The organism is Vibrio maritimus (assembly GCF_021441885.1).
Taxonomy (GTDB): Bacteria; Pseudomonadota; Gammaproteobacteria; order Enterobacterales; family Vibrionaceae; genus Vibrio; species Vibrio maritimus_B.
Window position 1 is genome coordinate 2,913,422 of sequence record NZ_CP090438.1, and the last position, 12,428, is coordinate 2,925,849.

A 12,428-nucleotide genomic window follows, 5' to 3' on the forward strand; every position below is an offset into this window, starting at 1 on the left:
CTTTCGATGACTACAGCGCACTGTATTTCTCCCTGAGTCTTTGTCTCACCCACTCAGCTAGCGAGTTCACAACAAAAGTAAAACTAAACAAGATCAAAGCGATTAAGAACAACAAGCGATAATGACTGCTGCCTACTTCCGACTCTGGCAACTCAACCGCCATGGTAGCCGACAAGGTTCGCATACCCTCAAAGATGTTCCAGTCGAGTATCGGAGTATTACCTGTCGCCATTAACACAATCATGGTTTCACCCACAGCGCGACCCAACCCCATCATCACCGCAGAGAAAATACCGGGACTGGCGGTAAGTAGCACAACATAAATCAAAGTCTGCCACTGGGTTGCGCCCAGCGCTAAAGAGCCGTCCGAAAGGTGTTTTGGCACGGAGAAAATCGCATCCTCAGCGATAGTGAAAATGGTTGGGATCACAGCAAACCCCATCGCAAAGCCAACGACTAGGGCGTTTCTCTGGTCAAAATCAATGCCATGCTGAGCTAAGAATACCCTCGCATCGCCGTTAAAGAACATCACTTCCATATCACTTGAGAAGGTCATCGCGAGATAGATAGCGGTGATGATCACCGGAATCAGAGTAAACGGATGAAGTCCGCTCGGTAATTTAGAGGTGTAGGCTCTAGGGATCGCATACCAGACTGCGCCAGTAAGCAGCGATAGCAGAGGCAGCGCCACCAGCAGAAGAAGGATTGCTGGAAGGTGTGTTTCGACAATAGGCGCAAACCACAACCCCGCCAAAAAACCGATAATGACTGTGGGCAGAGCTTCCATCAACTCAATGGTAGGCTTGACGACCTTACGCATTTTAGACGACATAAAATACGCTGTATAAATGGCACCAAATACAGCAATCGGCACTGAGAACAACATCGCAAACATTGCCGCCTTAATGGTTCCAAAAGCGATAGGCACTAGGCTGTACTTACCCTCAAAATCGTCAGATGCAGCGGTAGTTTGCCAGATAAATTCAGGCTCTGGATAACTCTCGTACCACACCTTTTGCCACAGCGCGCTGAATGAAATCTCTTTGTGATCGTTAGGGATGAACGCGGTAAAAGTGTGCTCTCCGGTAACCAACAACGCATGATCATTGTTATTCGAAATAGCGAATGTCTTTGGCTCACCTTTAGGCAGCTGGCTCTCCGTCACCAACTTTTCACTGGTGGTATATAGGGTTTGGAAACGACCATCATCCAATACAACAGCAAAGCCTTTACTCATGGTTTCTGGAATTAAGGCAACAATATCCGCATCAAACTGAAAGGAGCGGACTGGCGTCAACGTTCGTTCGCCATTGGTTAAAACATCAAACCATTGCCATACCTGCTGATTGTCGTATTGAACCAACAAGGAGTAGGCACCCGACAACAATTGGATATGCGTCGCTTGAGCCCCATTTGGTGTTGATAGATCGATGATCTCACGAACGTTTAGAGCCTGCGGCTCGCGGTTGATAACCGCTAAGCTATTCCCCGCTTTTACATAGATGGTCTTCGCGTCTGGGGTGACTATGATATCACTCGCATCTTCAATAGGGCCGAGTGTTGAGAAAGAGCTGAATTCTGCATCCGTCGCAGTATCACGTATATCAAGATGCACAAACCCTTGGTTATCAACTGAAGCAATGGCCTTGATTTGCTTGGTAACAACGGCATCGATTAAAGCAGGTTCATTGATCGTAAACCAATCTTTTTCAGCAGGCGTTTCAATGAGGAGTTTGGCGTCCCCACTGCTCGGGTCAACCTGAAATTTTGGATTAATTGCCATCCATTGCTGCGCATCATTTTTTATCAGTAATGTCTTCGAACCTGAAGATTGCACCGACACACCTTGTTCAAGGTATTGAGAGGACGTTTGTGAGCCCGAGACGAGTGACTGCTCAACAATAGTGCCGTCACGATAGAAGTAAGCCGCATGTTTGCCACTGTCGCTGACTATACTTAACTCAGGTCCTGATTGGATATTGACAGCTTGGCTACGCTCACGCCACGTCACTTCATTCTCTGAAAACAGCGGCAAAGTCACAAAGGCGAGGTAAACGAAGATAAAGATCAAACCTGCCAGCACACTCAATCCACCAAATGAAACGATCCAACGCACGAGGCGATCTTTAATCAGGCGTTTTCTGTCTTTGGTATGTAGTGAAAATTTGGCCGTTGCCATAGTTTACGTTCGTTCTCTTTGATGCAGTATGAGTGTTTGAGGCGTTTGCCACCAAGGGATTGAGGCTAATGAACAGCATGCACGAATTGCCTCAACATAATATGTCGTTCAGATGACAGTTATATTACATAGCATCTAACATGCTGAAAATAATGAATTGTGCCGCGTTGCACGCTTTTTGAAATAAAAATGTCATATACAATCTCTAAGGTTCACGATCAGATTAGTCTTACATCCCACTCATCAGCAACTTAAGGTGAGTGAAAAGTGTCGGTGGTTGAGTGTATGAGCGCAGAAAAACTGTATATCGAGAAAGAGCTAAGTTGGTTATCTTTCAATGAACGAGTCTTGCAAGAGGCGGCGGATAAAACCGTTCCGTTAATTGAGCGAATCCGTTTTCTAGGGATCTTCTCCAATAACCTCGATGAGTTCTACAAAGTACGCTTCTCAGATGTAAAACGCAGAATATTGATCAATCAAGACCGTGGTGTGAACGACAACTCAAAACACCTGCTCGGTAAGATGCAGAGCAAAGCACTAAAACTGAACCTGCGCTTTGATGAGCTCTACAACGAACTCATTCTTGAAATGGCACGTCGCCGTATCTTCCTTGTCAACGAAACCCAGCTCAACGAAACGCAGCAGAAGTGGGTCAAGAAATACTTCATGAAGGAAGTGCTTCCTCACATTACCCCACTTATGCTCAAAGATGATATCGACGTACTGCAATTCCTAAAAGACGAGTACGCCTATATTGTTGTGGACATGAAAAAAGACGAGGCATCCAAATACGCGATCTTGGAGATCCCAACCGATCACCTCCCGCGCTTCGTCATGGTCCCAGAGCAAAAAGGCAAACGCCGTAAAACCATCATACTGCTCGATAACATTATTCGTTACTGCTTAGACGATATCTTCCGTGGCTTTTTCGATTACGATGAGCTTAGTGGCTATGCCATGAAGATGACCCGTGATGCAGAATACGACCTGAGCCATGAGGTGGAACACAGCCTGCTCGAGCAAATGTCTGAAGGGGTTAGCCAGCGCTTAACCGCGATGCCCGTACGATTTGTGTATGAGCGAGAGATGCCTGAAGCCATGCTCACGACCCTATGCGACAAGCTTGGTATCTCCAACTACGACAGCTTGATTCCCGGTGGTCGTTATCACAACTTCAAAGACTTTATTGGCTTCCCAAATGTGGGCCGCGAGTATCTAGAAAACAAGCCACTGCCACCAATGCGCAGCGCTGACTTTGATGGGTACGACAACACCTTTGACGCAATTCGCGCTCAAGATATTCTGCTCTATTACCCATACCATACCTTTGAACACATCACTGAGCTTGTGCGCCAAGCATCTTTCGACCCTAAAGTATTGAGTATTAAAATTAATATCTACCGTGTCGCGAAGGATTCTCGCCTCATGAACTCGCTGATCGATGCAGTTCACAATGGCAAGAGCGTCACAGTAGTGGTGGAGCTTCAAGCTCGATTTGATGAAGAGGCCAATATTGAATGGTCAAAGGTACTCACTGAAAATGGGGTACATGTGATCTTTGGTGCGCCGGGTTTAAAAATCCACTCCAAGCTACTACTCATTAGTCGCCGTGAAAACGAAGAAATCGTTCGCTATGCCCACGTCGGTACTGGTAACTTCCACGAAAAAACCGCACGCATCTACACCGACTTCTCGCTACTAACAGCCGATCAAGAGATCACAGATGAAGTCCGCAATGTCTTTGGCTACATCGAGAACCCATACCGCCCAGTGCGATTCAATCACCTGATAGTTTCTCCGCGCAACTCACGCAAACAATTGTACCGACTCATCGATACGGAGATAGCTAACGCTAAAGCCGGCAAAAAGGCAGCACTGACACTCAAAGTGAACAACCTTGTCGACAAAGGGTTAGTGAACAAGCTTTACGGGGCGAGCAACGCAGGCGTAAAAATCAATATGATCATTCGCGGCATGTGCTCTTTGGTACCGGGAGTGGAAGGCGTCAGTGATAACATCAAAATTATCAGCATCGTAGATCGCTTTTTGGAACACCCTCGCGTTATCATTACCCACAATGATGGCGACCCACAGGTATACATTTCCTCAGCGGACTGGATGACTCGAAACATCGATCACCGTATTGAGGTGGCAGCACCTGTGCGTGACGAACGCTTAAAACAGCGCATTATCGATATCGTCAATATTCACTTTACCGACACGGTGAAGGCGCGTTGGCTAGATAAAGAGATGAGCAATACCTATGTCCCACGCGGTAATCGCAAGAAAGTTCGTTCACAAATTGCTATTTACGACTATCTTAAACAGGTAGAGAAGCAAACAAGAAAAAACAAAGAACAACTAGAGCAGTATGAGTCAAACCAAGGACACGAACACGATAGACCAGACGAACAATGAAGTCGTAGCCAAGGATGTGGCCGCTATAGACCTCGGGTCAAATAGCTTCCACATGGTGGTTGCAAAGGTCGTTGGACAAGATCTTCAACTCGTCAGTCGACACAAGCAGCGCGTGCGCATGGCATCGGGATTAGATGCCGAAGGGAATCTAGACAATGCAGCGATTGAGCGAGGACTCGAGTGCCTCGCTATGTTCGCAGAGCGTCTACAAGGCTTTGAGGTGGATAACGTCCGCATTGCTGCCACACATACCCTGAGAATTGCTAACAACGCTCATATCTTTCTACAGCGCGCTCGAGAGGTACTCCCCTTTCCTATCGAGGTCATTCCCGGCGAAGAAGAAGCACGTTTGATCTACACAGGCGTGGCGCACACCCAAACTGAGTCGAATTCTAAACTTGTGGTCGATATCGGTGGCGGTAGTACCGAGCTCATCATCGGTAAAGCCTTTGAACCTGTATTGCTAAACAGCACACAGATGGGCTGCGTTAGCTACACCAATAAGTTTTTTGCTAACGGCAAACTCTCATCAAAAAACTTCACTAAAGCCATCTTGTCCGCAAGGCAACGTTTAGAGGCCCTCTCTCCCCGCTACAAGAAAAAAGGCTGGGAGGTTGCTCTTGGCTCATCGGGCACCATAAAGGCAATCAAAGAGGTTCTTGTTGGGCTAGGGAATGAAGATGGCATCATCACCAATAAGCGCCTTTATAAGCTCATCGACAAACTCTGCGAGTTTGACTCCATCGACGACATTGCGCTCTCAGGACTAACCATTGAGCGTAAACCCGTTTTTGCTGCGGGCGTAGCGATACTGACAGCGATATTTGAAAGCCTTAAAATCCGTGAAATGCATTTCTCGCCAGGTGCACTGCGTGAAGGCCTACTCTACGAGATGGAAGAGCACTTCCAGCGCTCCGACATTCGCATGCGCACCACCGAAAACCTGGCAGCCAAACACTTTGTCGACCTAGAGCATGCTGCGAAAGTACGTGGACAGGCGAATGAGTTCTTGAGTCAAACCTATGAAGCATTGGGGCTTAAAAAGAAAAGTGAGCTATTCAGCCTACTTGAATGGAGCGCTCTGCTGCATGAGGTAGGATTGAGCATCAGCTATCAGGCGTTTCATCGACATTCAAGCTACATTCTTAATCACACCACGATGCCGGGGTTTAATAGTGAGCAGCAACTGGTGCTAGCGACCTTAGCCCGCTTTCAGCGCAAATCCCTAAAGCTGCAAGAGCTTCCTGAGTTCACGCTGTTTAAGAAAAAACACATCTTAGGCTTGATTCGCATACTGCGCCTATCGATCTTGGTTAATGGACAGCGCAATGAAGAGCTTCTTCCTCTTACGCTGAGTATCGAAGAAGATAAATGGCTGCTGAGCAGTGAACAAGCTGACTGGCTGGAGCAAAACAAGCTGCTTCAGGCAGATCTGCAGACCGAGCAAGCATACTGGGAATCTGCTGGCTGGCAACTCGAAATCCAATAAAAAAGCGGCGCACTAATGCGCCGCTTTTTTATCATTAACCGTCTCAAACATTGATTACCTAGTCTAGGCCAAGCCCAACTTTAGCAAGTTCACCTTGTGCAAATTCTCTACTGACTGGCACATAGCCATCCTTCAAGACAATTTGCTGCCCTTCCCTCGAATAGATGTATCGAATGTAGGCTTCTTCAATAGGAGCGAGGTCGCGATTGGGGTCTTTGTTGACGTACACATACAGAAAACGAGACAACGGATAGCGTCCAGATTGCACGTTTTCTTGAGTCGGCAATACGTATTGGTCACCATGATTGGCAATGGGCACTAATTTGGCACCAGACACCTGATAACCAATCCCCGAGTAACCAATAGTGTTAATCGATGACGCAACAGATTGAACCACTGACGCTGAACCCGGCTGCTCATTGACGTTACGTCTAAAGTCGCCACCGCAAAGCGCCTTATCCTTAAAGTAACCATACGTCCCTGAGACAGAGTTTCGACCAAAGATTTGGATGGCTCTTTCATTCCAGGGAGTCTCGATACCTAATTGATGCCAAGTTCTTAGATACTCGGTGCCACCACAGCGGAGCGTCGATGAGAAAATCGCATCCAACTGCTTGAAGTTAAGCCCTTCAATAGGGTTATCGGTGTGAACAAACAAACCAATGGCATCAATCGCCACGCGCAGTGCCGTTGGCTTGTAGCCGTACTGACGCTCAAACGCCTCGACCTCTTTGGCACGCATTTTTCGGCTCATAGGTCCAAACTGAGCCGTACCCTCGGCTAAAGCTGGCGGAGCCGTAGAAGAGCCAGATGCCTGAATCTGTGGGTTTACGTTGGGATAGATATTCTTAAACTCTTCCAGCCAGAGCGTAGTCATGCCTGATAGCGTGTCAGAGCCCACTGAAGAGAGGTTTCCCGATACACCTGAGAGTTTGCTGTATTTAGGCAGGTCGTCGGCAAAAGCACTCCCTGCGATGAGAGCGCAGAGAGCAACAAGCGTTGGAACGCGCTTTAACAGTCTCATTATTGAACGACCAAACGTTCTGGAAGGATGAATGAGAACTTACTTCCCACGCCAACCTCTGACTGTATTTCTAAGTGTGAGTCATGGTGCGAGAGTGCGTGTTTTACAATCGCAAGCCCGAGTCCACTGCCCCCGGTATCACGAGAGCGCGCTTTATCTACTCGGTAGAATCGTTCCGTCAGTCTATGAAGGTGCTGCGCTTCAATACCATCTCCAGTATCTTCAACTTCCAGGTGAGCACCCTGCGATGATTGATACCAACGGACTTTTACGTTCGCACCTGGCGGCGTGTATTTCACCGCGTTATAGACCAGGTTTGAAATCGCACTGCGCAGCTGATCATCATCGGCAAAGACACGCAGGCTATTATCAACGTCAAAACTGATCTTGTGTCCTTCTTCACCACTGAGACTTACCGCTTCTTTTTCAAGCACTTCCAGCATAGCAGGCACATTCACGACTTCATCCAACTCATGCATAGGCGCCGCTTCAATCTTAGATAGCGTAAGCAGCTGATTGACCAAGCTGTTCATACGGTTGAGCTGCTCAGTCATCACACCATGAGCTTTGGTCCACATAGGTCCCACGACCATATCCGGATCTTCTGTCATCTCAAGATAACCCTGAAGTACGGTCATTGGTGTACGCAGCTCATGAGAGACGTTGGCAAAGAAGTTACGACGCATACCTTCAAGCTGTTTGAGCTGACTAACGTCACGAACCACCATCAGGTGTTCACCCTCAGTATATGGCACGATACGAAGCTCAAGCATGCGTTCTACGTTTAGTGGAGAACGCATTTCTAGAGGCTCTGAGAAATCTTGTTTGTTCAGGTACTTGATAAAGTCTGGCGTGCGGATCAGGTTCGAAATCGGCTGCCCTGAATCATCCGGCCAACGGAAACCTAGAAGGTGTTGAGCTAACTTGTTACACCAAACGATGTTGCCTTCGCTGCGGAATACGACAACGGCATCGGGTAAGGATTCTGCACCATTCTTAAAACGGCGAATCAGGTTAGTAAGCTCTTTTCGTTTGCGGCGCTGCCTTTGCTGAAGGCGATAAATGCCATTGAACAACGACTCCCAGTTACCAGTGCCTGATGGTGGTGTAAGACGTTTTTCATCCCACAGCCAAGCAGACAAACGCAACTGATTATGTAGATGCCACATCAACTGCAAAACCGTGGCAACCAAAAGCAGCCACGGCATGTATCCAAATATCCACCCGACGACGATCCATGGGGTGTAAAAAAAAGCCAGCTCCCAGGCCAGCTTTTTCCAGGTTAACCTTTCAACCATTTACCTCTCCAGTTCGATGCTAGCCCTTGGTTGAGAATCGGTAGCCAGCGCCTCGAACGGTTTGAATCAATTTATCATGACCTGCTGATTCAAGAGCTTTACGTAAGCGACGAATATGAACGTCGACAGTACGGTCTTCAACGTAAACGTTCGTACCCCATACGTTGTTAAGTAGTTGCTCACGGCTGTATACACGCTCTTGGTGTGTCATAAAGAAATGGAGCATCTTGAACTCGGTTGGTCCCATGTCTAGAGGCTGTTCATTGGCAGTCACTCGGTGAGACACAGGGTCAAGCTTAAGACCTTGAACATCAATCACATCTTCAAGTGCTGTTGGCGTCACACGACGAATTACCGCTTTGAGGCGAGCAACCAGCTCTTTTGGCGAGAATGGTTTAGTGATGTAGTCATCGGCGCCAACTTCTAGGCCGCGTACTTTATCTTCTTCTTCACCACGTGCTGTTAGCATCACAACAGGAATGTTGCGAGTCAGCTCTTCGCGCTTCATGTGTTTGATAAAGTTAATGCCCGAACCGCCAGGTAACATCCAGTCAAGTAGCACAAGATCTGGGTAAGGTTCAGCCAGTTTGTTAACTGCTGTATCGTAATCTTCAGCTTCAACAGCTTGGTAGCCTTTCTGCTCTAGTACGAAACACAGCATTTCGCGAATTGGTGCTTCATCCTCAACAACCAGGATCCTTCTAGACATATCTGAATAACCTTTTGGAATCTAATCAACTTCATGCATTATCAAGAATTATTATGACACTTTTGTGACCATTGAAAACAATTTTTAATATAACTTTCGCACAAGATCTATTGCGATAATCGAGATTTAAGCTAGGACAATTTAAGGAAAATTGCCTATCATGTGCAGCTATCTATTCTAAAGGTGAGAGTAATATGTGGTTTAAAAACTGTTTGGTCTATCGATTCAACAAGGAACTCGAGTTTAATGCAGATAAGCTAGAGCAGCAGCTTGAAGAGTTTCGCTTTACACCTTGTGGTAGCCAAGACAAACAGAAGTTTGGTTGGGTCACGGCATTGGGTAAACATGGCGATATGATGACCCATGTTTCTGAAAACCGAATTCTACTGTGCGCGAAAAAAGAAGAGAAAATGCTACCAGCGTCGGTTATCAAAGACTCTCTGGCTAGCAAGGTAGAAGCACTTGAAACTCAAGAAGGTCGCCCTCTCAAGAAGAAAGAGAAAGACGATCTTAAAGACGAAATCATCATTGATCTTCTGCCACGCGCGTTTAGCCGCAGTAATCTTACTCACCTGCTTATCATGCCAAAAGAAGGCTTTGTGATTGTTGATGCCAGCAGCTATAAGAAAGCTGAAGATGTGATTGCACTGCTGCGTAAAACAATGGGTAGCCTACCGGTTATCCCGGCATTCCCAGAGCAGCCTATCGAAAATACGCTGACAGAATGGGTAAAAACCAGCGAAGCACCAACCGGCTTCAACCTTCTTGATGAAGCGGAGTTGAAATCAGTTCTTGAAGATGGCGGCGTTATCCGTTGTAAGAAACAAGAACTGTCTAGCGACGAAATCTTGGGTCACATTGAAGCCAACAAGTTTGTGACTAAGCTGGCGCTTAACTGGCAAGACCGTATCGAATTTGTCTTGGCTGATGATGGCAGCATTAAACGCTTGAAGTTCAGCGACGAGTTGAAGGATCAAAACGATGATATCCCACGTGAAGACGCTGCAGCTCGTATCGACGCAGACTTCTCACTTCTATGTGGTGAATTTGGTGCCTTCTTGCCTAACCTGTATGACGCACTAGGCGGCCTACCTAAGCAATAACCCCTTCTTTACTAAGCTCGCTTCTCAATCGTACCCATACTTCTAGAGCAGCGAGCTTGATTCAAAACTTGGAAATCTCCCCATACTAGCGTAAAATTTGCGCCCCTTAGTGCCATTAGGTGGCACAACACTGACTTGTAATCAGATTAGAGATATAAAGCAATGTTTACTCCAGAACTTCTGTCACCAGCTGGCAGCCTTAAGAACATGCGTTATGCATTCGCGTACGGCGCCGATGCAGTATACGCAGGTCAACCTCGCTACAGCCTTCGTGTTCGTAACAACGAGTTCAACCACGAGAACCTAAAAATCGGTATCGATGAAGCACACGCTCAAGGTAAAAAGCTGTATGTGGTATGCAACATTCAACCACACAACTCAAAGCTTAAGACGTTCATCCGCGATCTAAAGCCTGTGGTAGAAATGGGCCCTGACGCCCTAATCATGTCTGATCCAGGTCTTATCATGATGGTTCGTGAAGCATTCCCAGAAATGCCAATTCACCTGTCTGTGCAGGCGAACGCGGTAAACTGGGCGACGGTTAAGTTCTGGGCGGCGAATGGCGTTGAGCGCGTTATCGTGTCTCGTGAGCTATCACTGGAAGAGATTGAAGAGATCCGTGAACATTGCCCTGAAACTGAACTAGAAGTATTCGTACACGGCGCACTTTGCATGGCGTACTCTGGTCGCTGCCTGCTGTCTGGCTACATCAACAAGCGCGATCCAAACCAAGGTACATGTACTAATGCATGTCGTTGGGAATACAAAGTTGAAAAAGCAACAGAAAACGATGCTGGTCAAATCGTAGAAGAGTTCACACCTGAGGCTCAGCCTGTTGAAGTTGTTGACGAACGTCCTGAGACAACTATCGGTCGTGGCAAACCAACTGATGAAGTTGTACTGCTTTCTGAAAGCCACCGTCCAGAAGACAAAATGGCAGCATTTGAAGACGAGCATGGCACATATATCATGAACTCAAAAGACCTACGTGCAGTTCAGCATGTAGAGCGCTTGACGAAGATGGGTGTTCACTCACTTAAGATTGAAGGTCGTACTAAGTCTTTCTATTACTGTGCACGTACTGCACAGGTTTATCGTAAAGCGATCGACGATGCCGTTGCAGGCAAACCATTCGATGAGTCGCTAATGGGTACGCTAGAGAGCCTAGCTCACCGTGGTTACACCGAAGGCTTCCTGCGTCGTCACACACACGACAGCTACCAAAACTACGACTACGGCTATTCTGTATCTGACTCACAACAGTTTGTTGGTGAGTTTACCGGTAAGCGTCGCGGTCACTTAGCGGAAGTGGAAGTGAAGAACAAGTTTATCGTTGGTGACAGCCTCGAACTAATGACACCAAAAGGCAACGTTGTCTTCAACCTAGAAGTGATGGAAAACCGCAAGTCAGAAAGCATCGATGACGCAAAAGGTAACGGCCACTTTGTCTTCATTCCAGTACCAGAGGAATTGGATCTGGACTACGCACTACTGATGCGTAACCTAAACTCAGGACAAGATACACGTAACCCAACGGGTAAGTAACGATGGCGCTGCTCATTACCGACAAGTGCATTAACTGCGATATGTGCGACCCAGAGTGCCCTAACGGTGCCATTTCTATGGGAAGTGAGATCTTCGAGATCGACCCAGATCTGTGCACTGAGTGTAAAGGTCACTATGAGAAGCCTACTTGTCAATCGGTATGCCCGATCACAAAATGCATCATCACCGACCCAAATCATGTGGAAACGGATGAAGAGTTGCTAGAGAAGTTTGTGATTATTCAAGGCATGGCCTAAAGCACAAAAAAGCCTCCCAATGGAGGCTTTTTTATTACCCAGACTTTTCGATTGGGAACACATTGCAGTACAGCTCTTTCTCGTACTGGATCTCCAGCTTTTTACGCCAATTTTCAGCAGAGTTGACGGGAATTAAATAGAATTTCTCTCTGCTCGTATCGGTCACAAAGGCAATGCCGTGTTGCATCAGTTCGTAGTGGATGTCATTCACAAACCCCAGCGTAAAACTCTGCCTACCGGATAGTTGATTAATGTCTTCTCTGGTCAGGATCACTCCGCTTTTTTCAGAAGCAAACCTCTCTCTTAGCCATCGGGCAAACTGCCTTGATGATATCATTGTCATAACAGTATTCCTTACCCTAACGATTGGGGAACACCCCCTTTCAAAGCAGCAGAACAGTCCTAA

10 protein-coding genes are annotated in these 12,428 nt (G+C 47.0%); 5 read left to right on the plus strand and 5 right to left on the minus strand.

Annotation, left to right across the window (positions count from 1 at the left end; translation table 11 throughout):
* Window positions 1-10: 10 nt before the first annotated feature.
* Window positions 11-2,179, minus strand: coding sequence for an ABC transporter permease subunit (locus tag LY387_RS13315; protein WP_234494457.1), 2,169 nt, complete (start codon window positions 2,177-2,179; stop codon window positions 11-13).
* Between the two features lie 285 nt (window positions 2,180-2,464).
* On the opposite strand from LY387_RS13315, the gene ppk1 reads away from it, so the two are divergent.
* Together ppk1 and ppx are read left to right on the plus strand one after the other, a co-directional pair.
* On the plus strand, window positions 2,465-4,597 hold the full coding sequence (gene ppk1, locus LY387_RS13320; protein ID WP_234494458.1) for a polyphosphate kinase 1: 2,133 nt from the start codon (window positions 2,465-2,467) through the stop codon (window positions 4,595-4,597).
* Window positions 4,551-6,086: an exopolyphosphatase gene (gene ppx / locus LY387_RS13325; RefSeq protein ID WP_234494459.1), complete on the plus strand. Its 1,536-nt coding sequence runs from the start codon at window positions 4,551-4,553 to the stop codon at window positions 6,084-6,086. Before ppk1 ends, ppx begins: the two co-directional genes overlap by 47 nt.
* 58 nt (window positions 6,087-6,144) lie before the next feature.
* Here the strand turns inward: ppx and LY387_RS13330 are convergent, their stop codons facing one another.
* From LY387_RS13330 to phoB, 3 genes are read right to left on the minus strand one after another with little or no spacing between them, the layout of a single operon-like run.
* A complete protein-coding gene (locus LY387_RS13330) occupies window positions 6,145-7,110 on the minus strand; it encodes a PstS family phosphate ABC transporter substrate-binding protein (protein WP_234494460.1) in 966 nt (321 codons plus the stop codon).
* Window positions 7,110-8,408, minus strand: coding sequence for a phosphate regulon sensor histidine kinase PhoR (gene phoR / locus LY387_RS13335; RefSeq protein ID WP_234494461.1), 1,299 nt, complete (start codon window positions 8,406-8,408; stop codon window positions 7,110-7,112). Before phoR ends, LY387_RS13330 begins: the two co-directional genes overlap by 1 nt.
* Window positions 8,409-8,427: 19 nt before the next feature.
* Window positions 8,428-9,117 (minus strand): phosphate regulon transcriptional regulator PhoB, encoded by a 690-nt coding sequence (gene phoB, locus LY387_RS13340; RefSeq protein WP_042476161.1) that lies wholly within the window; start codon window positions 9,115-9,117, stop codon window positions 8,428-8,430.
* Between the two features lie 194 nt (window positions 9,118-9,311).
* Here phoB and rdgC point away from each other — a divergent pair, with 194 nt between their 5' ends.
* The 3 genes from rdgC (at window position 9,312) to LY387_RS13355 (ending at window position 12,022) form a co-directional block, all read left to right on the plus strand.
* Window positions 9,312-10,220, plus strand: coding sequence for a recombination-associated protein RdgC (rdgC, locus tag LY387_RS13345; RefSeq protein WP_042476158.1), 909 nt, complete (start codon window positions 9,312-9,314; stop codon window positions 10,218-10,220).
* Window positions 10,221-10,382: 162 nt separating this feature from the next.
* Window positions 10,383-11,765: a tRNA 5-hydroxyuridine modification protein YegQ gene (gene yegQ, locus LY387_RS13350; protein ID WP_234494462.1), complete on the plus strand. Its 1,383-nt coding sequence runs from the start codon at window positions 10,383-10,385 to the stop codon at window positions 11,763-11,765.
* Window positions 11,766-11,767: 2 nt separating this feature from the next.
* Complete coding sequence (locus LY387_RS13355) at window positions 11,768-12,022, plus strand: YfhL family 4Fe-4S dicluster ferredoxin (RefSeq protein WP_103881245.1); 255 nt, start codon at window positions 11,768-11,770, stop codon at window positions 12,020-12,022.
* 34 nt (window positions 12,023-12,056) lie between these two features.
* Here the strand turns inward: LY387_RS13355 and LY387_RS13360 are convergent, their stop codons facing one another.
* Window positions 12,057-12,365 carry a hypothetical protein gene (locus LY387_RS13360; RefSeq protein WP_042476155.1) on the minus strand — a complete coding sequence of 103 codons (309 nt, stop codon included), beginning with the start codon at window positions 12,363-12,365 and terminating at the stop codon, window positions 12,057-12,059.
* Window positions 12,366-12,428 lie beyond the last annotated feature (63 nt).